23 protein-coding genes, 1 pseudogene and 1 riboswitch are annotated in these 26,334 nt (G+C 70.5%); of the genes and pseudogenes, 6 read left to right on the top strand and 18 right to left on the bottom strand.

Features of this window, described 5'->3' with window-relative positions:
* Window positions 1-391 precede the first annotated feature (391 nt).
* Window positions 392-2,260 carry an AAA family ATPase gene (locus tag OH768_RS42905; protein WP_406461939.1) on the top strand — a complete coding sequence of 623 codons (1,869 nt, stop codon included), beginning with the start codon at window positions 392-394 and terminating at the stop codon, window positions 2,258-2,260.
* A gap of 130 nt (window positions 2,261-2,390) precedes the next feature.
* On the opposite strand, the gene OH768_RS42900 is transcribed toward OH768_RS42905, so the two are convergent.
* From OH768_RS42900 to OH768_RS42855, 10 genes are all read right to left on the bottom strand, one after another.
* On the bottom strand, window positions 2,391-3,461 hold the full coding sequence (locus OH768_RS42900; protein ID WP_406461937.1) for a hemolysin family protein: 1,071 nt from the start codon (window positions 3,459-3,461) through the stop codon (window positions 2,391-2,393).
* Window positions 3,458-4,792 (bottom strand): hemolysin family protein, encoded by a 1,335-nt coding sequence (locus OH768_RS42895; RefSeq protein WP_406461935.1) that lies wholly within the window; start codon window positions 4,790-4,792, stop codon window positions 3,458-3,460. Before OH768_RS42895 ends, OH768_RS42900 begins: the two co-directional genes overlap by 4 nt.
* 175 nt (window positions 4,793-4,967) lie before the next feature.
* Entirely contained in the window at window positions 4,968-5,411 is a 444-nt protein-coding gene (locus tag OH768_RS42890; RefSeq protein ID WP_406461933.1) for a PH domain-containing protein, read from the bottom strand.
* A gap of 50 nt (window positions 5,412-5,461) precedes the next feature.
* Complete coding sequence (gene hisG / locus OH768_RS42885; protein WP_406461931.1) at window positions 5,462-6,310, bottom strand: ATP phosphoribosyltransferase; 849 nt, start codon at window positions 6,308-6,310, stop codon at window positions 5,462-5,464.
* 49 nt (window positions 6,311-6,359) lie between these two features.
* Window positions 6,360-6,632 (bottom strand): phosphoribosyl-ATP diphosphatase, encoded by a 273-nt coding sequence (locus OH768_RS42880; protein WP_018534786.1) that lies wholly within the window; start codon window positions 6,630-6,632, stop codon window positions 6,360-6,362.
* 33 nt (window positions 6,633-6,665) lie between these two features.
* Window positions 6,666-7,151, bottom strand: coding sequence for a 6,7-dimethyl-8-ribityllumazine synthase (ribH, locus tag OH768_RS42875; RefSeq protein WP_019059681.1), 486 nt, complete (start codon window positions 7,149-7,151; stop codon window positions 6,666-6,668).
* A gap of 35 nt (window positions 7,152-7,186) precedes the next feature.
* The gene (locus OH768_RS42870) at window positions 7,187-8,476 is read right to left on the bottom strand and encodes a bifunctional 3,4-dihydroxy-2-butanone-4-phosphate synthase/GTP cyclohydrolase II (RefSeq protein ID WP_406461929.1); all 1,290 of its coding nucleotides are present in this window, start codon (window positions 8,474-8,476) and stop codon (window positions 7,187-7,189) included.
* Entirely contained in the window at window positions 8,473-9,117 is a 645-nt protein-coding gene (locus OH768_RS42865; RefSeq protein WP_406461928.1) for a nicotinamide riboside transporter PnuC, read from the bottom strand. Before OH768_RS42865 ends, OH768_RS42870 begins: the two co-directional genes overlap by 4 nt.
* On the bottom strand, window positions 9,114-9,716 hold the full coding sequence (locus OH768_RS42860) for a riboflavin synthase (protein ID WP_406461926.1): 603 nt from the start codon (window positions 9,714-9,716) through the stop codon (window positions 9,114-9,116). Before OH768_RS42860 ends, OH768_RS42865 begins: the two co-directional genes overlap by 4 nt.
* A gap of 150 nt (window positions 9,717-9,866) precedes the next feature.
* Window positions 9,867-9,997, bottom strand: a riboswitch (FMN riboswitch).
* A 210-nt stretch (window positions 9,998-10,207) separates the two neighbouring features.
* Window positions 10,208-11,527, bottom strand: coding sequence for an ROK family transcriptional regulator (locus OH768_RS42855; protein WP_406461924.1), 1,320 nt, complete (start codon window positions 11,525-11,527; stop codon window positions 10,208-10,210).
* Window positions 11,528-11,674: 147 nt separating this feature from the next.
* Between OH768_RS42855 and OH768_RS42850 the strand changes: the two genes are divergently transcribed.
* Window positions 11,675-12,886 (top strand): MFS transporter, encoded by a 1,212-nt coding sequence (locus OH768_RS42850; protein WP_406461922.1) that lies wholly within the window; start codon window positions 11,675-11,677, stop codon window positions 12,884-12,886.
* Here the strand turns inward: OH768_RS42850 and OH768_RS42845 are convergent.
* Window positions 12,846-13,304: an acyl-CoA thioesterase gene (locus OH768_RS42845; RefSeq protein WP_406461920.1), complete on the bottom strand. Its 459-nt coding sequence runs from the start codon at window positions 13,302-13,304 to the stop codon at window positions 12,846-12,848. The two genes, OH768_RS42850 and OH768_RS42845, sit on opposite strands and share 41 nt — an antisense overlap.
* A gap of 349 nt (window positions 13,305-13,653) precedes the next feature.
* Window positions 13,654-14,919 (bottom strand): alginate lyase family protein, encoded by a 1,266-nt coding sequence (locus OH768_RS42840; RefSeq protein WP_406461919.1) that lies wholly within the window; start codon window positions 14,917-14,919, stop codon window positions 13,654-13,656.
* 277 nt (window positions 14,920-15,196) lie between these two features.
* Between OH768_RS42840 and OH768_RS42835 the strand changes: the two genes are divergently transcribed.
* On the top strand, window positions 15,197-15,805 hold the full coding sequence (locus tag OH768_RS42835; RefSeq protein ID WP_406461918.1) for a flavin reductase family protein: 609 nt from the start codon (window positions 15,197-15,199) through the stop codon (window positions 15,803-15,805).
* Here the strand turns inward: OH768_RS42835 and OH768_RS42830 are convergent.
* The 3 genes and pseudogenes from OH768_RS42830 to OH768_RS42820 form a co-directional block, all read right to left on the bottom strand.
* Window positions 15,802-17,196: pseudogene (locus OH768_RS42830) on the bottom strand (aldehyde dehydrogenase family protein); the annotation flags it as partial. The gene OH768_RS42835 and the pseudogene OH768_RS42830 sit on opposite strands and share 4 nt — an antisense overlap.
* 65 nt (window positions 17,197-17,261) lie before the next feature.
* Window positions 17,262-18,083, bottom strand: coding sequence for a class I SAM-dependent methyltransferase (locus OH768_RS42825; RefSeq protein ID WP_406461916.1), 822 nt, complete (start codon window positions 18,081-18,083; stop codon window positions 17,262-17,264).
* 127 nt (window positions 18,084-18,210) lie between these two features.
* Window positions 18,211-19,317: a glycoside hydrolase family 6 protein gene (locus OH768_RS42820; protein WP_406465675.1), complete on the bottom strand. Its 1,107-nt coding sequence runs from the start codon at window positions 19,315-19,317 to the stop codon at window positions 18,211-18,213.
* 150 nt (window positions 19,318-19,467) lie between these two features.
* On the opposite strand from OH768_RS42820, the gene OH768_RS42815 reads away from it, so the two are divergent.
* Both OH768_RS42815 and OH768_RS42810 read left to right on the top strand, forming a co-directional pair.
* Window positions 19,468-20,154: a DUF5995 family protein gene (locus OH768_RS42815; protein WP_406461915.1), complete on the top strand. Its 687-nt coding sequence runs from the start codon at window positions 19,468-19,470 to the stop codon at window positions 20,152-20,154.
* Window positions 20,155-20,249: 95 nt separating this feature from the next.
* The gene (locus OH768_RS42810) at window positions 20,250-21,179 is read left to right on the top strand and encodes an LLM class F420-dependent oxidoreductase (protein ID WP_406461914.1); all 930 of its coding nucleotides are present in this window, start codon (window positions 20,250-20,252) and stop codon (window positions 21,177-21,179) included.
* 7 nt (window positions 21,180-21,186) lie between these two features.
* On the opposite strand, the gene OH768_RS42805 is transcribed toward OH768_RS42810, so the two are convergent.
* Window positions 21,187-22,899 (bottom strand): flavin monoamine oxidase family protein, encoded by a 1,713-nt coding sequence (locus tag OH768_RS42805; protein ID WP_406461912.1) that lies wholly within the window; start codon window positions 22,897-22,899, stop codon window positions 21,187-21,189.
* Between the two features lie 59 nt (window positions 22,900-22,958).
* Window positions 22,959-23,747, bottom strand: a complete 789-nt coding sequence (locus tag OH768_RS42800) for a carbon-nitrogen hydrolase family protein (RefSeq protein ID WP_406461911.1) — start codon at window positions 23,745-23,747, stop codon at window positions 22,959-22,961.
* 212 nt (window positions 23,748-23,959) lie between these two features.
* Between OH768_RS42800 and OH768_RS42795 the strand changes: the two genes are divergently transcribed.
* Window positions 23,960-24,838, top strand: coding sequence for a DUF1963 domain-containing protein (locus OH768_RS42795; RefSeq protein WP_406461910.1), 879 nt, complete (start codon window positions 23,960-23,962; stop codon window positions 24,836-24,838).
* Window positions 24,839-24,844: 6 nt separating this feature from the next.
* Here OH768_RS42795 and OH768_RS42790 read toward each other — a convergent pair whose 3' ends face one another.
* Complete coding sequence (locus OH768_RS42790; RefSeq protein ID WP_406461908.1) at window positions 24,845-26,320, bottom strand: HAD-IA family hydrolase; 1,476 nt, start codon at window positions 26,318-26,320, stop codon at window positions 24,845-24,847.
* Between the last annotated feature and the right edge of the window lie 14 nt (window positions 26,321-26,334).

Below are 26,334 nucleotides of genomic sequence, written 5' to 3'. Positions count from 1 at the left end.
ACTCGGCTTGACCCAGGGGCCGTACAGGTCTTACGTTCTGAATGTGCGGCCGTTCGGAGCCGCCCAGAGTCGCGAAGCCCCCGGTTGTTCCCCCGTGATCGGGGGCTTCGTTCTGCTCTCAGTCTCTTTTCCGGCCGCTACGAGCCGTGATTTGCTCACCCTGGGTCACCGGCCCGAGTGCGCCCCATCTGCTCCCACCTCGCCAAACGGCCTGTGCGGCACCCTTCGATGGGCGACTGCCCCGCAGGTACGATGCCCAGGGTGCGACCAACGGACGGCTGCTTCGCGCACCACGGCAACTCCCGTCCGCGGCACAGCAGTTCGACCCAGACTGCCGACGGGCGCCGGCCCGGCGGTGAATCAACGGGGGCACGGTTTGTGGGGGGACGTGATGGACTTCGGCACGCAGGGCCCCGAGGCCCCGGCCGACCTCGCGTGGCTGCGAGGCGTGGACGCCTACACGATGGGCGCTTATCCGCAGGCGGAGGAGGAGTTCCGCACCGCGGTACGGATGGATCCCGGGATGGCCGACGGCTGGCTCGGACTGCACGCGCTGCGCGTCGACACGACCACCGCGCTGCTGCGGATGTACCGGCACCGGGAACGCTTCGGGGAACAGCGCACCAGACACCGCCGGACGCTCAACTCCTGGTACTGGCTCGGCTGGTGGGTCCAGCCCGTGCTGGAGAGCCCGCGTGATCTGCTGCTCGCGCACGCCTCGCACTGGCTGGACGGCCGCCATGTGCCCGAGCTGGACCGCGCGTTGGCCGGACTGCCGCCCGTCGACACCGACCACCAGGTCCGCTTCCTGCACGCCTGCCGCGCCTATCTGGTCAAGGACTGGGAGCAGCTGGTCCGGCACACCGATCCGCTGCTGAACGACCAACTCCTGGGCATCGAGGCCGGGTTGTTCGGCGGGATGGCCCGGGTGCGGCTTGAGATGTACGGCCAGGCCGAGCCGCTGCTGTCCTCCGCGCTGATGCGCTGTCGCAGCGAACAGCCGCAGCGCAAGGAGCTGCGGTACTGGCTGGCGCGGGCCCACGAGGGCACCGGCCGCAGCGCCGCCGCGCTCCCCCTGTACCGGGCGGTGCACCGCGTCGACCCCGCGTTCATGGACACCTCGGCGCGGCTCGCCGCGATCACCGACTCCGACGGGTACGACGGCTCCGAGGACGTGACCGACCTCGCGGCGATCACGCTCTCCGGCGGGCAGGACGCCTTGGAGAGCCCCGACGGGCTCGATCCGCTGTTCGGCGCGGAGGGGCGCGACCTGAAGCTGTCGGAGCCCGGTCTTCCGCCGACCGGTCCGCTGCCCTCGGCCGCCGACTCGGTGCGCGAGAAGACCTCGGTGCCCGTCCCGCCGCTGCCCACCGGGCCCACCGACCCCGTCTTATTGGAGGAGGCGCTCAACGAGCTGGAGCGCATGGTGGGGTTGGAGCCGGTGAAGCGCCAAGTCAAGGCGCTGTCCGCCCAGTTGAACATGGCTCGGCTGCGTGCCGGGCAGGGGCTGCCGGTCCAGCCGCCGAAACGGCACTTCGTCTTCTCCGGTCCCTCGGGCACCGGCAAGACCACGGTGGCCCGCATACTCGGCCGCGTCTTCTACGCTCTCGGGCTGCTCGGCGGTGACCATCTCGTCGAGGCGCAGCGGGCCGATCTCGTCGGCGAGTATCTCGGTCAAACGGCCGTGAAGGCCAACGAGTTGATCGACTCGGCGATCGGTGGCGTGCTCTTCGTCGACGAGGCCTACTCGCTCTCCAACTCCGGTTACGGCAAGGGCGACGCGTACGGCGACGAGGCCTTGCAGGTGCTGCTGAAGCGGGCCGAGGACAACCGCGACCACCTCGTGGTGATACTGGCCGGCTACCCCGAGGGCATGGACCGGCTGCTGGCCGCGAACCCCGGGCTGTCGTCCCGCTTCACGACTCGCGTCGACTTCCCCTCGTACCGTCCCCTTGAACTCACCTCCATCGGGGAGGTGTTGGCCGCGGAGAACGGGGACGTGTGGGACGAGGAGGCCTTGGACGAGCTGCGGTCCATCGCCGGGCATGTGGTGGATCAGGGGTGGATCGACGAGCTGGGGAACGGGCGGTTCCTGCGGACTCTGTACGAGAAGAGCTGCGCGTATCGGGATCTGCGGCTCTCGGTGTATCCCGGGATGTTGTCGCGGGATGATCTGTCGACTCTGCGGTTGCCGGATCTGATGCAGGCGTATGGAGAGGTGTTGTCCGGGCGGGGGCCTCAGGATCCGCCGGGGATGTGAACAGAGCGCAACAGCCCGGTCGGATCGGTTGACTCGCGGCTGCGACGCCGTGAGGGCTGGTCGCGCCCACGCGGCGGAGCCGCACATCGATACAGCCCCGCACCCCTGAGCTGGGCACGGGGATCCGGCGTCAGCTGGGTACCGTCTGCTTCAGTTCCGTCGTGCGCGGTTGAGCGGGGACTTCCCGGTGAGCCGGGTCCGTCACCTCGCCCACCAACAGCTCCAATACGTCCTCCATCGCCACCAAGCCCAGCACCTTGCCGGACGCGTCGGCCACCTGGGCCAGGTGCGTTGCGGCTCGGCGCATGACTGTCAGGGCGTCGTCCAGGGGGAGTTCGGAGCGCAGGGTCGTCATGGGGCGCCAGATCTGTTGCGGGACCGCCCGTTCGGACTCCTCCAGGTCGAGTACGTCCTTCACGTGCAGGTAGCCCATGAAGGCGCCGGTCTCCGCCGCGATCGGGAAGCGGGAATAGCCGGTGCGAGCCGTGAGGGCGACGATCTCGCCCGGGGTGACCGAGGGGCTGACCGTGACCAGGTTCTCGCGGCGCAGGAGGACGTCGGTGACCGGGCGGGAGCCCAACTCCAGTGCGTCCTCCAGTCGTTCCTGCTCCTCGGGATCGAGGAGGCCGGCCTGGCCCGAGTCCTCCACCAGGCGGTTGAGCTGTTCGCTGGTGAAGACGGCCTCGACCTCGTCCTTGGGCTCGACATGGAAGAGCCGCAGGATGCCCTGGGCGACGGCGCCGAGGGCGATGGTGATCGGCTTGCAGATCCGGGCGAAGGCGACCAGGCCGGGGCTGAGCCACATCGCGGCCTTCTCCGGCGCGGCCATCGCGAGGTTCTTCGGGACCATCTCGCCGATGACCAGGTGGAAGAAGACGACCGCGGCCAGCGCGAGGACGTAGCCGAGGGGGTGGATCATGCCGTCGGGCAGGTGCATCCACTCGAAGACCGGTTCCAGCACATGGGCGACCGTCGGTTCGGCCACCGCGCCCAGCGTCAACGAGCAGACGGTGATCCCGAATTGGGCCGCGGCCATCATCTGCGGGAGCCGCTCCAGGCCGTAGAGGACCTGTCGGGCGCGGGCGGTGCCGAGGGGTTCGATCTGGCTCCGGCGGACCGAGACGAGGGCGAACTCGGCGCCGACGAAGAAGCCGTTGGCGAGCACCAGCAGGACGGCGAAGAGGAGTTGGAGGACGGTCATCGGGCCGCCTCCATGACGTTCACCGCGGGAGTCGTGCGGACCAGGCGGACGCGTTCGGCGCGGTAGTGGCCCACCTGGCGCACCGAGAGGCGCCAGCCTGGGAGTTCGGCCTTGTCGCCGGGGGCGGGGATGCGGCCGAGGAGGTCGGCGACGAGTCCTGCGACGGTCTCGTACGGTCCTTCGGGCACGTCCAGGCCTATGCGTTGGAGAATGTCGACGCGGCAGCTGCCGTCGGCGTCCCAGGCGGGTTTGCCGTCCTCGGGCGGTGCGGCGGCGAGTTCGGGTACGTCCTGGCCGTCGTGTTCGTCGCGGACCTCGCCGACGAGTTCCTCGACGATGTCCTCCAGGGTGACCACACCGGCCGTACCGCCGTACTCGTCGACGACGACGGCGATCGGCTGCTCGCTGCGCAGCCGGGCCAGGAGCGGCTGGACCGGCAGGGTCTCGGGGACCAGCACCGGGGACTTGGCGATGCTGGTGACGGAGGTGCGGAGTCGAGCGTGCGCGGGCACGGCCAGGGCGTCCTTGAGGTGGACCATGCCGACGATCTCATCGATCTTCTCCCGGTAGACGGGGAAGCGGGACAGACCGGTGGCCCGGGTCAGGTTGACCACGTCCTCGGCGGTCGCCGACGACTGCAGCGCGCTGACCTTCACGCGCGGGGTCATGACGTGCTGCGCGGTCAACTCGCCCAGCGACAGGGTCCGTACGAAGAGATCGGCCGTGTCCTGTTCCAGGGCGCCGGCCTGCGCGGAGTGGCGGGCCAGGGAGACCAGCTCGCCGGGGGTGCGGGCGGAGGCCAGCTCGTCGGCGGGCTCGACGCCCAGGGCGCGGACGAGCCGGTTGGCGACCGCGTTGAGCGCGGCGATCACCGGGCGGAACAGGCGGGCGAAGGCGTGCTGCGGTGCGGCGACGAAGCGCGCGACCTGCAGGGGCCGCGACACCGCCCAGTTCTTGGGCACGAGCTCGCCGATCACCATCTGCACGGCGGAGGCCAGCAGCATGCCGACGACCACGGCGACACCGGAGACGGCGCCTTCGGGGATGCCGATCGCGCTGAACGGGCCGTGCAGCAGTTCCGCCAGGGCCGGTTCGGCGAGCATGCCGACGACCAGGGAGGTGATGGTGATGCCGAGCTGGGTGCCGGAGAGCTGGAAGGACAGCTCCTTGAGCGACTCGACGACCGTGGCGGCCCGTCGGTCGCCCTCGGCGGCGGCCTTCTCGGCCTCGGGGCGCTCCACGGTGACGAGCCCGAACTCGGCCGCGACGAAGAAGCCGTTGGCCAGAATCAGCAGGATCGCCGCTCCGAGGAGCAGCAAGGGGATGGTCATGCCGCCGCCTCGATATGCCGGGAGGGGGCGGCGCAGGTACTACAGGACGATCCGTCCATCGCTGGAGGGAGTCACTCCTCGGGTAGCAGGGGGCCTCGGAAGACAGGGGGGAACACCGGTGACGGAGGTGCGAGGAAAAACGCCACCGACAACAGATTAATCAAGACATGGCCATCTACGGCAGATCCCTTGTCGAGTGGGCCTCGGCGAGCGCCCGCAGAGTGCGCGCATCGGCGATGGCCCGCTCCTTGGCGATGCCGGGCTGGATGCCGAGCACGGGGAGGCTGGTGCCGTCGCTGAGGTTGAGGAAAACCCAGGGGTCGCCGGGCCGCAGGTTCACCTGGAGGATCTCGGCCCACTCCAGACGGCGCCTGCCGGCGATGTTGACGACGGTGACACCGGTCTCGTCGGCGACGACCTTCACCCGGGCGAGCACGGCCAGCACTCCGAAGAGGAGGGCACCGGTGAGGACGAAGCTGAGCTTCTCCCCCGGGCCGAGCTGCTCCAGGAGCAGCGCGACGGTCGTGATGACGACGAAGATCGCGGCGCCCGCGGTGAGCAGTACGGCACGGGTGCGGCCCGGCCGGAACGTGACCGGCAGGGCGGGGAGTTCGGACATGGTCGGTGTGGTCCTCGGCCTGTTCCTCGACGTATTCCTCGGTGTGTTTCTCAGAGCCGGCAGGCGTGGATGGCCGTCGTCAGGATGGCCCGGGCGCCGATGTCGTACAGGTCGTCCATGATCCGCTGCGCTTCCTTGGCGGGGACCATCGCGCGGACGGCGACCCAGCCCTCGTTGTGCAGCGGGGAGACGGTCGGGGACTCCAGGCCGGGGGTGAGCGCGACGGCCTTCTCGAGCTGCTCGACCCGGCAGTCGTAGTCCATCATCACGTACGTCCGGGCGACCAGGACGCCCTGGAGGCGGCGCAGGAACTGCTGGACCTTGGGCTCATCGACCTCGGCGCCCTTGCGGCGGATGACGACGGCCTCGGACTTCATGATGGGCTCGCCGAAGACCTCCAGGCCCGCGTTGCGCAGGCTGGTGCCGGTCTCGACGACGTCCGCGATGACCTCGGCCACACCGAGTTCGATGGCGGTCTCGACAGCGCCGTCGAGGTGGACGACGGAGGCGTCGATGCCGTTGTCGGCGAGGTGCCCCGCGACGATGCCCTCGTACGAAGTGGCGACCGTCTTGCCCTTGAGGTCCTCCACGCTGCTGGCCGCGCCGGGCTTGGAGGCGAAGCGGAACGTGGAACGGGCGAAGCCGAGCGGGAGGATCTCCTCGGCGCTCGCGGCGGAGTCGATGAGCAGGTCGCGTCCGGTGATGCCGATGTCGAGGCGGCCGGAGGAGACGTAGATCGCGATGTCGCGGGGGCGGAGGTAGAAGAACTCGACCTCGTTGACCGGGTCGACGATCCGCAGTTCCTTGGACTCCCGGCGCTGCTGGTAGCCGGCCTCATGCAGCATGTCCGCCGCAGGTCCTGACAGGGAACCCTTGTTGGGGACGGCGATGCGCAGCATGAGGTCGGCTTCCTTCGCGTGAAATGGGGTGAAGTGTCGGAACTGTGTTTTACAGGTGGGCGTAGACGTCGTCCAGCGAGATTCCGCGGGCGACCATCATCACCTGGACGTGGTAGAGCAGCTGCGAGATCTCCTCGGCGGCCGCCTCCTTGCCCTCGTACTCGGCGGCCATCCAGACCTCGGCGGCCTCTTCGACGACCTTCTTGCCGATGGCATGGACACCCTTGCCGACCAGCTCTGCGGTGCGGGAAGTGGCGGGGTCGCCGGTGGCGGCCTTCTGCTGGAGCTCGGTGAAGAGCTCCTCGAACGTCTTATTGGACATGATGTCCCAACACTACAGAGTTGCGGGCACACCTCATCGCCAGGGTTCAGATACTGAGCGGAGGGTGGCCGCCGTCGCCACGGCCGCCGTCACCGCCTCGTGCCCCTTGTCCTCGTTGGAGCCCTCCAGGCCTGCCCGGTCCAGGGCCTGCTCCTCGGTGTCGCAGGTCAGGACGCCCATGCCGACGGGGACGCCGGTCTCGACGGAGACCTGGGTGAGGCCCTGGACGACGCCCTGGCACACGTACTCGAAGTGCGGGGTGCCGCCCCGGATGACGACACCGAGGGCGACGATCGCGTCGTAGCCCCGGCCCGCCAACACCTTTGCCACGACCGGGAGTTCCCAGCTGCCGGGGACCCGGAGCAGGGTCGGCTCGTCGATCCCCAGGTCGTGCAGGGCGCGCAGGGCGCCGTCCACCAGACCGTCCATCACCTTTTCGTGCCACTGCGCCGCGATGACGGCGACCCGCAGGTCTCCGACGTTGCGTACGGACAGTTCCGGTGCGCCCTTGCCGCTCACGTTCTCTTGTCTCCTCGGTGACTTCTGAAGGTGTCTTACTGGTTGCCGCAGGTGGACACGGGGGCCGTGTCCAGCCAGGGCAGGTCGTGGCCCATGCGGTCCCGCTTGGTGCGCAGGTAGCGGAGGTTGTGCTCGCCCGCCTGCATCGGCATCGGCTCCCGGCGAGTGACCTTGAGGCCGTGCCGGACGAGCGCGTCGGTCTTGTCTGGGTTGTTGGTCATCAGGCGCAGGCTGCGGACACCGAGGTCCTCCAGGATCTGCGCGCCGGCGCCGTAGTCCCGGGCGTCGGCGGGCAGGCCGAGTTCGAGATTGGCGTCGAGGGTGTCCCGGCCGCGCTCCTGGAGTTCGTACGCCCGGAGCTTGGAGAGCAGGCCGATGCCGCGTCCTTCGTGGCCCCGCAGGTAGACGACCACTCCCCTGCCCTCTTCCTGGATGCGCTCCAGGGAGGCTTCCAGCTGGGGGCCGCAGTCGCAGCGCTGGGAGTGGAAGACGTCGCCGGTGAGGCACTCGGAGTGGACACGGACGAGGACGTCCTCGCCGTCGCCGATCTCGCCGTGGACGAGGGCGACGTGCTCGACGCCGTCGACGGTGGAGCGGTAGCCGTAGGCGGTGAACTGGCCGTGGCGGGTGGGGAGTTGGACCTCGGCCTCGCGCCGGACGGTGGGTTCGGCGGTCTGGCGGTAGGCGATCAGGTCCTCGATGGAGATGATCGTCAGGCCGTGCTTGCGGGCGAAGGGGATCAGTTCGGGGAGGCGGAGCATCCGGCCGTCCTCGCCGGCGATCTCGACGATCGCGCCGGCCGCGCGCAGCCCCGCGAGGCGGGCGAGGTCGACGGCGGCCTCGGTGTGGCCGTTGCGGACCAGCACTCCGCCGGACCGGGCGCGCAGCGGGAAGATGTGGCCGGGGCGGACGAAGTCGTCGGCCTCGGTGGTGCCGCTCGCGAGGAGCCGGAGCGTGGTCGCGCGGTCGGCGGCCGAGATGCCGGTGGTCACACCGTGGGCCGCGGACGCGTCCACGGAGACGGTGAACGCGGTCTTCATCGACTCGGTGTTGTCCTCGACCATCTGCGGGAGCCGGAGCCGGTCCAGCTCGTCGCCCTCCATGGGCGCGCAGATGAGGCCTCGGCACTCGCTCATCATGAAGGCGACGATCTCGGGGGTGGCCTTCTCGGCGGCGATGACGAGGTCCCCCTCGTTCTCGCGGTCCTCGTCGTCGACGACCACGACCGGGCGGCCGGCCGCGATGTCGGCGATGGCCTGCTCGACCGGGTCGAGCGAGAAGTCCTCGAAACCGTCGGTGCTGTACAGGATTGGTGCCGCTGTCATGCCGGCGCTCCTTCCAGGACGGGCTGCGGGGCCTTGCGGGAGCGCAGCCACCAGTCGCGCATGCCCCACAGGACGAGTGCGCCGTAGATGACGTAGACGAAGCCGGAGAACGCGAAGCCGTTGGCGAAGTTGAGGGGGACGCCGACCAGGTCGACGAGGAGCCAGGCGAACCAGAACTCGACCATGCCGCGGGCCTGGGCGTACATGGCGACGATCGTGCCGACGAAGATGTAGGCGTCGGGCCACGGGTCCCAGGAGAGGGACGGGTACGCCTTGAAGAGGGCGGCGACCGCGACCGTTCCCACGGCGGCGGAGCCGACGAGGATCGCGCGCTCGCGCCAGGTGGCGAAGCGGGGGGTGATGTGACCGTCGGCGGAGCCGCCCCTGCCACGGTTCCACTGCCACCAGCCGTAGACCGCGACGACCATGACGACGACCTGCTTGCCGGCGCTGCCGGAGAGGTGGGCGGTGGCGAAGGCGGCGAACAGGATCACGCCGGAGACGAACTGGGTGGGCCAGCTCCAGATCGACCGCCGCCAGCCGAAGGCCAGAGCGATCAGGCCGACGACGTTGCCGATCATGTCCGACCACTTGATGTGCTGGCCGAACAGGACGAAGGCCTCGGAGTTGAGCCAGTTCACGGGGTCACCTCGCGCGAGCCGATGAGCCGCTCGACGTACTTGGCGATGACGTCCACTTCGAGGTTGACCGGGTCGCCGGGCTGCTTGAGGCCGAGCGTGGTCAGGTCGAGGGTGGTGGGGATGAGGCTGACCGTGAAGTAGTCGGGGCCCGCGTCGACGACGGTGAGGCTGATGCCGTCGACGGTGATGGAGCCCTTCTCGACGACATAGCGCGTGAGGTCGGCGGAGAGCGAGATCTTGACGAGCTCCCAGTTCTCGGACGGCTTGCGCTCCAACACCGCGCCGGTGCCGTCGACATGGCCCTGCACGATGTGTCCGCCGAGGCGGGCGCCGAGGGCCATGGGGCGTTCGAGGTTGACGCGGGAGCCCACGGCGAGGATGCCGAGACTGGAGCGGTTCAGGGTCTCGGCCATGACGTCGGCGGTGAACTCGTCGCCCTCGTGCTCGACGACGGTGAGACAGACGCCGTTCACGGCGATGGAGTCGCCGTGCTTCGCGCCCTCGGTGACGATCGGGCCGCGCAGACGAAAGCGAGAGGCGTCGTCGAGACTCTCGACGGCGGTGACCTCACCCAGCTCTTCGACGATTCCGGTGAACACTTCCCGGGTCCTCCTGCCACATCGGGGCACGGACTCCGGGGCCTGTCGAAGACGACAGAATGAAACGAACGGGAGCACCGAGGACGACGCCGGACAGAACCCGTCCACACAGGACGAGCCGATACGGCGGCGCGCACGAATGCCCGCCCGCCGCGCACTGCCTCCCATCCGGACTTTAACCGTCGGTCCAGGAATTTCACCTGGTCAACCGGCCGCTGGAAGCGGACGGGTCGCGGACTGTAACCGCCGGTTCGGACTTTCACCGACCCCGGAGTGCGCTGCTTCTGGTACACGGCAAGTGTGCCACGCCCGGCAAGGGTCCATCCAGGTGAAGCGTGTGGGCTGGCTCACAGAGAGCGTCGATGGACTTCTCAACAGGCCCTCACCTGCTGGATCATCTGGTCTAGTCCTTTCTGGATCACGGACTCCAGGCGGATCCCATGAACCGGTCCGGCGGTGGTGACGACGGCCCTTGCCCACCGCCGGGCCTCTCAGCCGAACAGCTCGTCCTGCGCGCCGTCCTGTGCCGTCAGCAGCGCACCGCGCAGAACGGCCGTATCGCCGAGGAGGCTGGGGCGCACCTCCACGGGCAGCGGTGACATACCGGCGATCCGTTCGGCCACGCGTACGGCGAGTTCGTCACCGCCGGCCTGCCCGACCTCGCCGCCGAGGACCACGCATCCGGGGTCCAGCAGCGCGACGACGGACGCGACACCGAGGGCGAGGCGATCGGCGAGGGTGTCCAGGAGGCGAGCGGCGCGGGCGTCCGTCTTCCGGGGAGCGGGGGCGCCTCGCGGGGCGTCCGGCCGCACGGCCTCGGCATCCCCGTCGGCCACAGTCGCGACCGCCCACCGCACGACCTCCGGCGCGGTCGCCCGCTCCCCCGCGGCTCCGACGCCCAACACCCCGCATTCCCGGGCCAGTTCGAGCACCGCCGCCGCACCGGCCAGTGAATGGAAGCCCCCTTCGCAGTCCGTCGCCGACGGGAGTCCGCGCGTGCCCGGCACCGGCAGGAAGCCGAGTTCGCCCGCGCCGCCCGACGCCCCCCTGCGCAGTGCCCCGTCCAGGACCACCGCGGCGCCGATGCCCATGTCCAGCCAGAGGAGGACGAAGGTGTCCCGGTCCCGGGCCGCGCCGTCGCGCATCTCCGCCAGGGCCGCGAGGTTGGTCTCGTTCTCGACGACGACGCGGGCGTCGGGCAGCCGTTCCTGGAGGGCGGCCACCAGGCTGCGGTGCCACGCGGGCAGGCCGGTGGTGTCGCGGAGTTCACCCGTGGCCGGGTCGATCAGACCGGGTGCGCCGATGCCGACGGTGTGCAGGCTCCCCCACTCACGCACGGGCTCAGGCTCGCGCACGGGCTCTCGGCGCTGAACTCCCGTGGCCCCAGGGCCAGTTGCCCGCGCCCCCGCCTCCTTCACCGCCCGCTCCACCAGCGCGACGGCCTGCTCCACCGCCGGGCCCGTCCCGGCGTCGGCGTCGATCGGCACGGACGCCTCGGCGAGGACCCGGCCGACCAGGTCGGAGACGAGCACGGAGACGCTCTCCAGGCGGACGTCCAGCGCGGCCAGATGGGCGCGGTCGCCGACGATGCCATACAACCGGGCGTTCGGACCGCGCCGTTGGGCCCCCGACTCGCCGACCATCTCGATCAGTCCGGAGGCCGTGAGGCGTTCGACGAGGTCGGCGACGGTGGGCCGGGACAGTCCGGTGAGCTGCTTCAACTGCCCTGCCGTCAGCGGGCCTTCGCGCTGCAGGAGACGCAGGGCGAGCCGGTCGTTGATGGCCCGGGCGGTGCTCGGGGATGCGGGCATGCCGGGAATCCTCCCAGATCGAGGGGGCGCGGCGGGCGGCCGGTAATTCTCTATCTATCAGGCAGGGTTCCTGATAGTTTACGCGACGCGAGTGGGGACGGGGACCGACATCGGGGTCGGGATCCGAACAGCAGGAGGGGCCGGAGAATGAGCGAAGTGGTCTACGACCGACACGAGGTGAAGCGCGCCCGGTACGCCGTGGCGGCCGTCTTCACCGTGCACGGCGCGGTCACCGGCTCGTTCGCGACCCGGGTGCCGTGGATCCAGGAGCATGCGCATGTCGCCGCCGGCTGGCTCGGTTTCGCGCTCGCCTTCGGCGCGTTCGGCGCCTCCTGCTCGATGCCGCTGGCCGGTTGGATCACACATCGCTTCGGCAGTCGTACGGCGCTGCGCGGGCTGATCTCGCTGTGGACGATGTCCCTGGTGCTGCCGTCCCTCGCGCCGAACCTGGTCACCCTGTGCCTGGCGATGTTCACGTACGGGGCGAGCGCGGGTATGGCCGACGTCGCGATGAACGCGCTCGGCGTGGAGATCGAGCGCCTCCTCGACAAGTCGATCATGTCGAGCCTGCACGGCATGTGGAGCGCGGGCGCCCTGATCGGTTCGGCGGGCGGCACCCTGGCCGCGCATCTCGGTTCGGACGCGCGCGTGCACCATCTCATCGCGGCCCTGATCCTCACCGTGCTCGGCGTGACCGCCTGCCGTTGGGTGCTCGACATCCAGCCGGGGGCGGAGGAGGAGGCGCCGCCGCGGTTCACACTGCCGCCCCGGTCGGCGCTGCTCATCGGCGCGGTGGGCTTCTGCGCGGTGTTCGCGGAGGGGGCCAGCCTGGACTGGTCGGCGGTGTATCTGCACGACCAGTTGGGCACGTCGGCCGGGCTCGCGGCGGCGTCGACGACCGGTTTCATGCTGACGATGGCGGTGGCCCGGCTGGTGGGCGACACGGTGGTGAACCGCTTCGGCTCGGTGCGCACGGTCCGCGCGGGCGGGGTCCTGGCCGTGTGCGGTGGGCTGCTGATCGTCGTCGCGGACAGCCCGGCGCTCGCGATGGGCGGCTTCGCGCTGCTCGGTCTGGGCATCGCCGTGGTCGTACCGCTGTGCTTCGCGGCGGCGGGTCACAGCGGACCCAACCCGAGCCAGGCCATCGCGGGCGTGGCGACGATCACCTACACCTCGGGACTGATCGCGCCGAGCCTGATCGGCGGGGTCGCGCAGGCGACGAGCCTGGTGGTGTCGTTCTGCCTGGTCACGGTGTTGGCGGGTGGGCTCGCGGCCTTCGCGGGCGTGCTGCGCGCCGGGGACCGGGACCGCCCGGAGGTCAGCGCTCCGAGCGCAGCAGTGCCCGACCGGCAGCTCTGAAGTCCTCGCTCCAGGGCGCGGGGCGCAGCGTCCCCGCGTCCAGCCGGACCAGCACGCGGATGCCGGTCGCGTACGTCGTCGAGCCGTCCGCCGAGCAGAGCCGGAAACCGTAGGTCAGGCCGGTGGTGCCGAGCCGGTCCAGCCACAGGTGGACGGCGTAGGTGCCGGGCCTGGTGACCGGTGCCTCGTAACTGATCAGCAGTTCCTTCACGACGTTGCAGGCGTCGCCGGCGCTCGCCCAGTCGCCGTCGAAGCGGACGCCGTGCTCCTGCCACAGCTCGGTCCAGGCGCGTTCGACGAGGAGCGGGTAGCGGGCGTTGTGCAGCATGCCGAGGGCGTCGAGGTCGTCGAAGTGGACGGTGACGGGGATGAGCCGGCCGTGGGTGAGGGTGGTGGCGGACGGGGATTCGACGGTCACGGCGGGGCTCCCGAGCGGTGCTGAGTGGGGCGGTGGAGGCTGTGGGGACACCCCATTCTAAGCGACCGCTCAGGAACCCCTGTTCGAGAGGGCCCAGGTCAGGCGGGCCTGCGCAGGCCGGTCGGCCGACGACAGGCGACCCTCACCGGCTAGTCGGGCGACAGCAGGCGGGTCTTCGCGGCCCGGTCAGCCGGTGATCGAGTCCAGCTGCTCGGCCGGACGGCGATGGGCGGATCTCCGCAGCCCGGCCGAACGGCGATGAGCCGATCTCCACAGCCCGGCCGAACGGCAAGGCGCGGATCTCCGCGGCCCGGCCCGCCGACGATGCGCGGGCCGCGCGCGCGGCAGGTCAGCCTGCGATCGAGTCCAGCTGCTCGGCCGCCGGGCGCAGCGCCCACAGGTCACCGCCGGGCGGTGTCTCCAGTTTCGGTACGGCGGCGCTGGCGCGTGCGTCGCCCGCGTCGGCCGCCGCGTGCACGATGTCGCTCGCCGCGTAGCGGTAGAACTCCAGCTCCGGATGCGGCCACGCGGCGGCTCCGGTCGCGGCCGGCAGCAGATAGTCCACGGCCTTCAACAGGCCCTGCCCCTCCGGGCCTTGATAGCTCCACAGGTTCACACCGACATGCCGGCCGATGGCCGCGAGCCGGCTGTACGCGACCAGGTCGAAGGTCGAGTAGTGCCAACTCCGGGTCCGCGCCAGCTCCTGCGGCTGACTGCCGTCGCCCGCGATCTGCGGGTCGATGCGTTTGGCGCGCGCGTCCAGCACGGTCTTCTTGGCCAGCGCCTTGTCACCGGTCGCGTAGGCGAGGGCGGCGAGCTGCATGTCGTAGAACGTGCCGTGGTTGTTGGCGGCGCCGCCCTCCTCCTTGCCGAAGGCGCTGTTCTTCAGCCAGCCGAGGAAGTCGGAGTTCCACTTGGTCATCGCCGTGCGGTCGGTCTTCGTCCAGCCGGGGGCGCCGGCGCCGAGGATCGCGATGGCGTCGAGGACGCTGGTGTACGACTGGGAGAAGTCGATGACGCCGATGGCCCGGCCGTCGTACTTGCAGGGGATGAACTGGGCGTGGTTCAGGTTGGGGTTCATCCTCGTGGCTGGGTCGAGGAACCAGGTGCGCAGGACCTGGCCGGCCTTCTGCGCGTAGCGCTTGTCGCCGGTGTAGTACCAGGCGAGCGCGAGGTCGTACGTCGAGTCGAAGACCTTCTCGACGTCCTGGCGGTCGGTGCCCGTGTCGACCTCGGGGTTGCGCTGACCGTCGCGCTGGACGTACGGGCAGCCCCAGGGGTTGTCGGCGGTCGGGGTGGTCGTGGGCCACCAGTACGGGGCCTGGCTCAGGTAGTCGTGAACATCGCCGCCGGGCGCGGGCTTTGGTTTGTCCACGACCGTCCAGGGGCCCTGGTTGAGCCAGTTGTCGGCGCGCGTCGCCAAGTTCCCGAGTGCGCGCCCGAGTTGGGGGTCGCCGTGGTCCAGGCGGAGCTTGGTCTGCTGGAGGCGGGCGCCGTCGAGGACGGCGGTGTCGGGGGCGGCCGACAACGGGTGCGCGGCGGCGGAGGGGACGAACACGGCGGTCAGCGTGGCCACCGCCGCGAGCAGGACACCCAGTCGGGGTCTCGCACTCACCAGGGATCTCATCGGTGCACTCACCAGGCGACTCCGATCATACATGTGAACGCAGTTCATGAGTGGGACCGTGCGAGCGTAGAACCGCCAGGTACACGTGGCAATGGTCCGGACCGTCTTCATGTACGGAGACGGTGAGCCTCGCGGTGGGGCTCGGACCCAGCGGTGCCGCCCCGTTTTCGCGTCGGCGCACAGTTCTTTCTCACGGACGTGGTGTCGGGCCGGAACCGCCGGGACAGCGGCACGGCGCCACACGGGCATCTGATATATCGCTGGTATGCGCACTGAATACAACCCGGCCCAGCTCGAACCCATCGCGGTTTATCGACTGCTCACGTCGACCGTCGTTCCGCGTCCCATCGCCTGGGTTTCGACCGTCTCCGCCGACGGCGTCGACAATCTCGCTCCGCACTCATTCTTCACGATCTCGTCCGTCACGCCGCCCATCGTGCAGTTCACGTCGGTCGGCCGTAAGGACTCGCTGCGCAATGTCGAGGCCACCGGACAGTTCGTGGTCAACCTCGCTCCGGAACCGCTTGTCGACGAGGTGAACAGGACCGCCACCGACTTCCCGCACGGTGTCAGCGAGTTCGACGCCGTGGGAATGGCGCGCGAGGCCAGTGCGCGGGTGAAGGCACCACGGGTCGCCCGCTCCCCCGCGGCGCTGGAATGCGAACTCCACAGCACCCTTCGGCTGGGTGACTCCACGGTGGTATTCGGACGGGTGGTACATATCGCGATCGACGAAGCCGCGCTGGAGAACGGCCACCCGGAAATCACTCGGCTGCGGCCCCTGGCACGTCTCGGAAAAGACGAGTGGAGCACCATCGGTGATGTTCTCGACCTGCGCCGAATTCGGTACACCGACTGGCCGGCATCGAGTTAAGACGCCGAATTCCCGCCGGATCGGCCCAGCGACTTCTCCAGCACCGCCTTGCGGTGACTGAACGTCTCGACCGAGCAGCGGCCGTGGTAGTTGCCCGTCCCGCTCTCCCCCACACCGCCGAACGGCAGGTCGGGGACGGTGAGATGGGCGATCGGAAGGCCGTGGCCGAGGCCGCCGGAGGAGGTCTCGGCGGCGATCCGGGCCCGGGTGTCGCCGGAGTCCGTGAAGGTGTAGAGGGCGAGCGGCTTGTCGCGGTCGTTGATGAAGTCGATCGCCGCGTCCAGGTCGGGGACCGTCACGATCGGCAGGATCGGACCGAAGATCTCCTCCTGCATGACGGGTGACTTGGGGTCCACATCGGCCAGAACGGTCGGCGCGAAGTACTTCGTCGTACGGTCGTTGGTGCCGCCGACCACGACGCGGCCCGAGTCGAGCAGTCCGGTGAGCCGGTCGACGTGGCGTTCGTTGACGATGCGTCCGTACTCGCCGGAGGCCGACGGATCGGTGCCGTACAGGTCCACTACGGCGCGGGCGAGCGCGGACTCCAGGGCGGTGGCCGTTTCCGGGTCGGTGAGGACGTAGTCGGGGGCGACGCAGGTCTGGCCGGCGTTGAGGAACTTTCCGCGCGCCAACCGGTCGGCGACCACGGCGAGATCGGTGCCGCGGTCTACGAACGCCGGTGATTTGCCGCCGAGTTCGAGGGCGACCGGGGTCAAGTGCTCGGCGGCGGCCCGCATCACGATGCGGCCGACGGCGCCGTTGCCGGTGTAGAAGATGTGGTCGAAGCGCTCGGCGAGCAGGGCCGTCGTCTCGGGGATGCCGCCCTCGAGGACGGCGACCGTGTCCGTGTCGAGGTAGGCGGGCAGCAGGTGCGCCACGGCGGCGGAGGTCGCGGGGGCCAGCTCGCTCGGCTTGGCCACCACCGCGTTGCCCGCCGCCAGCGCGCCGACGACCGGGGTCAGCAGGAGCTGGACCGGGTAGTTCCAGGGGGCGATCACCAGGACGACGCCGAGCGGGTCGTACTGCGTCCAGGCGGTCGCGTCGGCGCCGAGGTGGTCCGGGACCGCGGTGAATTCGGGGCGCAGCCAGTCGGCAAGGTGGTCGAGGGTGTGGTCGATCTCCCGGACGGTGAAGTCGATCTCCGTGCTGTGGGCCTCGTGCGCGCTCTTGCCGAGGTCGGCGTGGAGGGCCGCGGCAAGGTCCTCGCGGTGCTCCGTGAGCAGGTCGCGCAGGCGGCGCAGCTGGGCGGTGCGCCACTCGACGGGCTTGGTGCGGCCGGTGCGGAAGGTGGCGCGCAGCCGGGCCACGACGTCGGCGGCCTGCTCGGGGCTGGACTGGTTCACGGTGCCTCGCTGATGGTGTGCGGCCGTGGGCCGCGCGGTGGCGGTCTCGGCCGTCGTGACTTCGGTCGGCGGTGTGCGGGTCCGGCGGACGAAGTTCCGCCGAACCCGGCGTACTAGCCGAGCCGTCCCCACGCGGCGACCAGCTCGGACAGGTAGACGATCGCCTGCGCTTCCTCGCACGCGTGCGACAGACGGCCGCGCAGCGTCTCGACGTCAACGGTCCGGGCCTCGGCGACACCCCCGCGCTCGATCAGCGGAAGGAGACTGCGCACGGTCTCGGCGATGAGAGACATCGCCGGCGAGTCCGCGCCTCCCGTCGGGACGGCGACGGCGACCTCGGGATGTGCCAGCCCCGCGGATCGCAGTACCTGGGCCAGTTGTTCGCCCATGTCGGGGTTGCTGCCCGCTTCTCGCTGCGCCGCGCAGATCCACTCGCGGCAGGCCGTCACCAGGGGCACGTCCGGAATGGCGCGCGCCCGCGAGATATTGATCTCCTGGAACGTCACGAGACCGCCGGGCCGTACAGACCTGGTGAGCGCTTTCACGACCGTCACGGGGTCTGCGAGGTGCATGAGGATCAGTCGGCCCACCAACGCGTCGACGGGTTCCGCGAGTTCGACATCGGGCAGCACATGGTGCTCGAAGCTGACGTTCTCCATCGCGGCCGCGGCGGCATTGGCGCGCGCGGTCTCCAGTACCTCCGGATTCATGTCCACGCCCACAACGCGGCCCTGCGGGCCGACAATTCGCGCGGCGGCGAGTGACACTCCGCCCGTGCCGCAGCCGACGTCGAGGACGCGCATTCCCTCCCGCAGGCCGGCGGCCCGCAAGAGGTACTCGGTGAACCCTCCGTACAGCGCGTCCTGAACATCCAGTCTGGCCGTCTCCGCGGAGGTTCTTCCCATCGCGTACGTGCTGCCGCCCGCCTCTGACATGTTCGTTCCGCCACCGTTCACGAGTACCGACCGAGACACCCCGACGGTGACTCGCGGACGACTCTGCCAAGGCGTGGCGGAGCCGTCTTTCGTGTCGGCGCACAGTCCTTTCCCGTGGACGAGCGGATCAGCGGGCCAAGTCGTAGGCGTACGACGCCGTGAACGTGCCGGCCGTGCCCTTGCAGCCGTCCGACTCCCCCGGCAGTTTCACCCACAGATAGCCGTCGATCCGGGCCTCGCCGGTGTTCAGCGTCGGTGCCCGGCCGATCTTCCGGCCCGCCGGGTCGCACCACTGGCCGTCGGCCGGGGCGCCGTTGCCGTTGCGGCTGGTGTCGATGACGGCGCCGAGGCCCGAGGGGCCGCCGAGGGCGTCGAGGACCTGGCGGTCGTAGGCGATCTCCGCCGAAGTGGTGTGGAAATTCGAGACGTTGCTGAAGATCCCGTCGGAGGACTCGGCGGAGGCCGCGCCCGCCTGCTTGAGCAGGGCCGCCTGCTGTCCGGCCGGGTTCCAGTCGGAGTGGCCGGCGTCGTAGTACACGCGTGCCTGCGGGTCGGCGGCCTTCAGGACGCGGCCCGCGCGGGCCAACGCCTCGAAGCGTTCGGCGCGTTGGGCGTCGGAGAGACAATCGGCCTGGGCTATGGAGTCGGGTTCCAGTATCACGACGACCTCACGGGAGCCCAGGCCCGCCGCGAAGTTGTCGATCCAGCCGTCGTACGCGGCGAAGTCGGACGCGCCGCCCTCGGAGGCCCCGCCGCAGTCGCGGTCCGGGATCGCGTACGGCACGACGACCGGCACCCTGCCCTGCGCTGCGGCGCCCGAAGTGACGGCGCGGACGCGGGAGGTGATGGTCGACGGTGTGAAGTCGGCGAACCACACCGCCGCCGGCCGGTCGGCGATCCGGGACGCGATGACCTCGGTACGGGGGTCGTCGGGGTGGTCGCGGACCCAGTCGAGGACCTGGGACTCGGGGTGGCGGTAGAGACGCGGGGGGACGGTGGCGGTCCGTTGCGGCTTCCGTACGGTGCCGGTGGTGGCGGTCTTCTTCGGCCGGGTGGACGAACTCGCCTTCGCGGACGGGGAGTCCGACGCCGACGGCACTTCGGGCAGTGGCACCAGCAGCGTCGCCCCCGTCGCGTCGGGCCGCGCCGTGCTCGCAGCGCTGTCGTCGTCCAGCGCTCTGATCATCCCGGTCACCGTGCCGACCGCGACCACGACCGACGCGGCCACGACCAGCACGCTCCGCCGGGCGCCCCGCCCGCGCCGCCGGCCACGCGAACCCGACACGCCGCCGCCCCCTCCCGTGCGTCGCACCCGTTCCCCCGTTCCGGGGAAGTGTCGGGCCCGCCGGCACCTCGGCCAGCCTAGGACTGGGACGCTGCCCCCATGGGGCAATTGGCACACTTCACCACACCCGTGGACAAGGTCGTCTCCCGGCTGCGCGCGCTCGACGAGGAGCTGCCCGCCCGGGACGGGGTCGCGGTGTTCAACCGCGTCTACCTCGCCGTCACGGAGGCGGTCGACCGGAGCGTAGACGCCGGGCGGTTCACGGACCCACGGGCCGCGATCACGCTGGACGTACGGTTCGCGGAACGCTATCTGGCGGCCGTGGACACGGTCACCAACGGGCGGCGTGCGCCCGCGTGTTGGCGTCCGCTGTTCCAGCTGCGCCGGCATCCGGGCGTACGACCGCTGCAGTTCGCCCTCTCGGGCATCAATGCGCACATCGGCCACGATCTCGCGCTCGCCGTGGTGGACGCCTGTCGTACGCTCGACTGCGAACCGGCCGACCTGGAGGACGAGTTCGACCGCGTGGGCGATCTCCTCGTGTCGCTGGAGGAGCGCATCCGCGAAGAGCTGATGCCGGGCCCCGACCTGTTCCAGATCGCCGATCCGCTCACTCATCTGCTCGGCTCCTGGAGCCTGGAGCGCGCCCGGGACGCCACCTGGACGGCGGCCCGGGCCCTGTGGGCGCTGCGCGGACTGCCCGAGGTCGCCGAGGAGTTCACCGAACGGCTGGACGCGGCGGTGGGGCTCGCGGGCCGGATGATGCTCACACCGCTGCCCGACTGAGGTGGCCTGATCCGATCGGCGTGCGAACCGCTTCGGAATCTCCCGGTGTTCGCCCTACGTTGACGGCACGCACCCGACTGCGAAGGAGCACCGGTATGACGACTCGGCTCGGCCTCGGCCTTCCCCAGATGCGGCAGTACAGCATCGGCGCGGACGTTCCCGACGTGGCCCGCACCGCCGAGCACATTGGCTACGACAGTCTGTGGGTCTTCGAGCGGGCGCTCTTCCCGGAGCCCGCCACCCAGGGGCTGTACGGCGTCCCGGGTCTGCCCTGGCCCGACGCGTACCGGAACGTGGCCGAGCCACTGGTCACGCTGACCCTGGCGGCGGCGGCCACCGAGCGGGCGCGGCTGGGCAGCAGCGTGCTGGTGGCGCCGCTGCACGCTCCCTTCCAACTGGCCAAGTCCCTGGCCTCGTTGGACGCGGCGAGCGGCGGCCGGGTGATCGCGGGCCTGGGCACCGGCTGGTCGCTCGACGAGTACGCGGCCTCCGGCATCCGGCCGTTCGAGGAGCGCGGCACGGTGCTCGACGAGCTGATCGAGGTGTGCCGGGCGGTATGGGGCCCCGACCCGGTGAAGTACGACGGGCAGCTGACGAAGATCGCCTCCGCCGTGGTCGGCCCCAAGCCCGCCCGGCCGATCCCGATCATGCTGGCCGCGACCAACAGGAAGGCCCGGCGGCGGCTGGTCGACCACGCCGACGGCTGGCTGCCGGTGGGCATGGGTGCCGAGCAACTGGCCGCCCAGTGGCGGGAGTTGCAGGACCTGGCGGCCGAACGCGGGCGCACCGAACCGATCCGGACGGTCGTGCGGGTCAACACCGTGTACACGGCCAAGCCCTACGAAGGACCCGACCGTCGGCCCTTCCAGGGCAGCGCCGACCAGATCGTCGAGGACCTGGTGGCACACGCGGCGGTCGGCCTGGAGGAAATCCTGATCGACCTCCAGACCACCCCGCGGGACGCCCAGGAGCTCAAGGACGTGGCCGCCGAGGTGTACGAGAAGGCGCGGGCGGCCGGGGTCTGAACTCCCCTCAGTCCTCCGGGAGTTCGACCGGTGCGATGTCGTCGTAGACGTCTCCCGGACCCGGGTTGGTCGGGTCGGTCGTGCCGCCGAGCTGGTGCATGACGCCCCAGACCGCGTTCAGCGCGGTCTGGACGGCGCCCTCGGCCCAGCCGGCCGTCCAGGAGATGTCGTCGCCGGCGAGGAAGACGCCCCGCTTGTCCGCGGGCAGCCGGTCCTGCATGAAGTGGGTGAACAGGCGCCGCTGGTAGCGGTAGTGGCCGGGCAGGTTGGCCTTGAACGCGCCCATGAAGTAGGGCTCGTTCTCCCAGGAGACGGTCACCGGGTTGCCGATGACGTGCTTCCTGATGTCGACCTTCGGGTAGATCTCGCCGAGCGACTTCAGCATGACCTCCATCCGCTCGTTGGCGGACAGCGGCAGCCACTTGAGGCTGTCGTCGCACCAGGTGTACGAGAGGCAGATGACGGCGGGCTTGTCCGGGCCGTCGTCGAGGAGGTAAGTCCCGCGCGTCATACGGTCGGTGAGGGTCATCGACATGACGTCCCGGCCGGTCGGGTTTCCCCTGTCGTCGGCGGCCTTGTCGAGCCAGAAGGGCCGGTCGACCGGGACGAAGAGCTTGGAGCTCTCCATGTAGTGGGTGCGCTCGATCGCCGTCCAGTGGTCGATCGGGAAGAGCGAGTCGTCGCAGGCGATCTTGGAGAGCAGCATCCAGGACTGGGCGGTGAAGATCGCCGCCTGGTAGGTGCGGATGTCGCCGTTCGCGTCCGTCACGGTGATCTGGTTGCCGGCCGTGCGGTGCAGCCGGGTCACGGCGGGGCGGGGTTCGCCGTTCACGTGCAGGGATGCCAGCGAGGTGCCGTAGGGCCAGTGGACGATCTTCTGCGGCTCGCGGTCCCAGAGGCGGAGGGGGAGTTGCTGGGAGCCGCCGACGATGCCGCGGTGGTGGTCGTCGGCCTCGGTGTAGACGACGCGCAGGATCTCGAGGATCGAGTTGGGGAAGTCGGTGTCCCAGCCGCCGGTGCCGAAGCCGACCTGGCCGAAGATCTCGCGGTGCCGGAAGGACTTGAAGGACTCGGAGTCGCAGAGGAAGCCGTAGAAGGTCTGGTTGTCGAGCTTCTCGACGAGCCTCGACCAGATCTCGCGGATGCGCGGGACGTCGCGTTCGCGCATGGCGCGGTTCATGTCGGAGAAGTCGGCGCCCTCTTCGAGGCAGGCGTTCCAGGCGTGCATCACATCGCGGTAGACCTGCGGGAGGTCGTCGACGGTGGTCGCGTAGTGGGACTCGCCCTTGAGGTCGACGACGGTCGAAGGGGTCGCCTCCGCAAGGGGGTTGGGGAACGGGCGGGTCTCCAGTCCGACCAGGTCGATGTAGTGCTGGAGGGCGGTGGAGGAGGGCGGGAAGCGCATCGCGCCCATCTCGGCGGTGAGGGACGGGTCGCAGCCCTCGAAGCCGACGGTGCGCAGCCGGCCGCCGATCCGGTCCGCCTCGTAGACGACGGGCTTGAGGCCCATCTTCATCAGCTCGTAGGCCGCCACGATGCCGGACAACCCGCCCCCGATGACCGCGACTTCGGTGCCGTGCTCGGTCGCGGGTATCTGGCCGAGGCCCGCCGGGTGGGCGAGGAAGTCGTCGTAGGCGTAGGGGAAGTCCGGCCCGAACATGGTGATCGGCGGCTGTCGCTCGTCGGCGTGCTGGACGGCGTTGGGCACCGTGGACGTCATGGGGTACGGACTCCTAGCGGAACAAGAACTGGAACAAGTACGGGAACGGCAGGGGGGATTCAGGCCAGGGACCCGTAGAGGCCGGGGCGGCGGTCCTGCAGATACGGGTTCGCCGCGCGGGACTCGGCGAGGAACGCGGGGTCGACGTCGCCGAGGAGCAGTTCCTCGCCGCGGCCGGCCTTGGTGCGGGCGACTCCGTCGGGACCGGCGAGCGTGGAGAGGCCGAAGAAGTCGAACTCCCCTTCCTGGCCGATGCGGTTGATGTACGCCACGTACATCTGGTTCTCCCAGGCCCGCACCGGGACCACGGACTCGGCGACCAGCTGGAACGGGTGCATGTTCGCCGTCGGGACCAGCAGCAGATCGGTGCCGGCGAGGGCGTGGGCGCGGACGGGCTCCGGGAACTCGACGTCGTAGCAGATCACCAGGCCGATGGTCAGGCCGTTCAACTCGGTCTGGACGACGGGCTGTTCGCCGGGGGTGAAGTGGGCGCGCTCGAAGTCGCCGAAGAGGTGGGTCTTGCGGTAGTTCGCGAGGCGGTCGCCGTGGGCGGAGATCAGCTGGGCCGAGTTGTGGACGGCGTCGCCGTCGCGCTCCGGGTAGCCGTAGGTGATGGCGAGACCGTGCCGGGTGGCGATCTCGGCGATCGTGTCGGCGGAGTCGCCGTCGGCGGGTTCGGCGAGGCGGCCGATGTCGTCGCCGATCGCGTAGCCGGTGAGGAACATCTCCGGCGCGGCGAGCAGCGCGGCACCGCCGGCCGCGGCCCGGCCGGCCGCCTCGTCGAGGACCTTGAGGTTCTCGACGACGGAGCCGGGGCGGCCGGAGCTCTGGAGCAGGGCGGTGCGCATGTGTGTTCCTCGCCGGTACGAAAAGGTTGACGAGCCACCTGTCGGGGGCCATCTAGACGGTACGGCTGAGGGGCTGGGCCGGACAAGAAGGAGCCGTTGCGCGCCGGTGAGCGTTTCGTTGCGTGCGGGTGGGGCGGGGCGGCGATTCGTTGCGCGCCGGTCGTTCCGGTGCCACGGACCGGCTGTCAGACCCCGGGCGTATGTTTCCGCCCATGAATCCTGACCTGATCAGCCGGCTCGTGCCGTTCCGCGCGGAGGCACTGCGGCGCGGGATACCGCTCCAGGACGTCGAGGCGTGGATCGCCACCGCCCGTCCGACCGGGACCCTCGTCACCCGTGGGGACGGGCCGGTCGTGGGCAGGTTCGGCGGACCGCTGCTGCTGCCCGCCGACACCCCCGACCCCTGGTTCCCGTTACTCGCCACCCTCGACTGCGCGGCCCTGCCCGAGGAGACGACGGGCCTGCCACTGCCGGCCGACGGCCGTCTGCTGCTCTTCGGCTTCCCCGACATGACGTACTACAGCGCTCCGGCCGGCGAGGTCGTGTACATCCCCGAGGGGACGCCTGTCGAGGAGCGGCGGACGAAGAACAACAGCGTCTGCGACGACGCGACGCTCGCCATCTACGAGCAGTTCCCGCAGGACGAACTGCGGCTGGCGCCCGATGTCTCCCTGCCGCACCACTTCCTGGCCCCGTCCCCCGGGTCGGGCGACGAGACCGTCACGCTCCCCGGCCATCCCCGCGCCTGGGAGCTGGCCGAGGTGTGGCAGGAGACGTACGGCGAGATCGCCGTCGACGGACCGCTGCACATCGGCGGGTACGCCTTCCACGAGTGCACGGAGACGGACCCCGTCACGGACGCCGCCGAGGAGGCGGAGGACGCGCGACGGCACCGGGCCGAGGCGGCGCCCGGGTCCGTCGACGCCGACGCCACGGAACTGCCCGCCCCCGACGAATGGGTGCTGCTCGCCCAATGGGACATCGGTCTCACCGGCCGGGAGGGTTCCACCCTGCACTGGGTGATCCCGCGACAGGATCTGGCCGAGCGCCGCTTCGACCGCGCGCACGTGTCGTTCTTCTGGAATCCCTGACAGGGCCTACGGGTTGGGCACCGCGAAGACCGTGAGGACGGCCGCGTGGTCCGAGGGCCAGCAGTTGGCGGACACGTCGGGCCAGGGCGCCGGGGTGCCGGTGACGAACGTGCGGGAGTCGAGCACGGTCAGGCCCCGGTGCAGGACGTAGTCGATGCGGTCCTGGGGTTCGGGGCGCCCGCTGCCGTCCTCGTGCAGGGGGTGGATCGGCGACCAGGTGTGGCCGGGGTCGGCGGCCGGGTCCGGGTGGGCCTCCCGGTAGCTGTCGCGCAGGCCCGCGTCGGCCGCCGCCTTCGTGACCGGCCACTCGACGTCCGGCCAGTCCAGGTGCGAGGGGCTGTTGAAGTCGCCCACCAGGACCACGGGTACGGCGTCCACGGCCGCGTCCGCGATCCGGTCCAGGGTGTCCCGCATCTGGGCGAGCCGTACGTCCTCGTGGGCGATCAGGTCGGTGGCCGGGAGCCCGTCGAAGGCGGATTCGTAGGGGCCGTAGGGCGTGTAGTCGAGGTGGCAGGTCCACAGGTCGATCTCGCGGCCCCCGGGGACGGCGATCCGTACCCCGGCGGCTCCGTAGAAGCCGACGTCCGGGCCGCCGAAGCGGGCGGTGATCGGGTGGCGGCTGATGACGCCGAGGTTCTCGCCGGCGCGGTGGTGGTGCCAGCCGAGCGCCTCGGCCAGTTCCTCGCCGGCGGTGCCGCCGGTCTCCTGGAGGCCGACCACGTCCGCGCCGGTCTCCGCGATGACCTTGAGCTGCTTGGTCCGGTGGTCGTCGACCTTGCTGCCGCCGAGCCAGAGATTCCAGGTCAACACGCGTAGTTCTTGTGCCGTGCCGGGCGTCACCATCGCGCGCAGGTCCGCCGGGGTGATCCCGACGAGGCTCGCCCGTACGGTCCGGCCGGGGGCCGCGTCGATCGGGGCCAGCGACGGTACGGCGAGGACCGCGCAGCCGGCCGCCTCGGCGGAGCTGACGCCGGTCTGGGTGTCTTCCACGGCAACGCAGGCCGCCGGGTCGACGCCGAGGGCGCGGCAGGCGGCGAGGTAGGGGTCCGGGGCGGGTTTGGTGGGCCCGGTGTCGTCGGCGGTGACGGAGACCGCGAAGCGGCTGGCGCCGAGGGCGTCGAGGACGGTGTCGGCGACCGCGCGGGGGGACGCGGTGACGAGTGCCGTGGGGACGCCGTCGCGGGCGAGGGCGTCGAGGAGATCGAGCGCGCCGGGGCGGGGCACGATGCCGGTGCGGACGCGGGCGGCGAACTCCCGGTGCAGTTCGGCCGCGAGGTCCGTCGCCGACGCGCCCGTGGCGGTGGCGAGCCAGTCGGCGGTGTGCTCGACCGGACGGCCGAGCACCTCCGACTGGTCCGCGTCGGTGAGGGTTCTGCCCGCGACCTGCTCCACCGCCTCCCACCACAGCCGCTCGGTGTCGACGAGCGTTCCGTCCATGTCGAACAGGACGGCCTGGAGCGGGAGTTGGGTGTGGGGGGTCACGTTTCTCTCTTTCA

Origin of the sequence: Streptomyces sp. NBC_01622, from assembly GCF_045209635.1 — a bacterium.
Lineage (GTDB): Bacteria > Actinomycetota > Actinomycetes > Streptomycetales > Streptomycetaceae > Streptomyces.
Note: the sequence above shows the minus strand (reverse complement) of the source record. Positions and strands in the feature narration are given on the sequence as shown.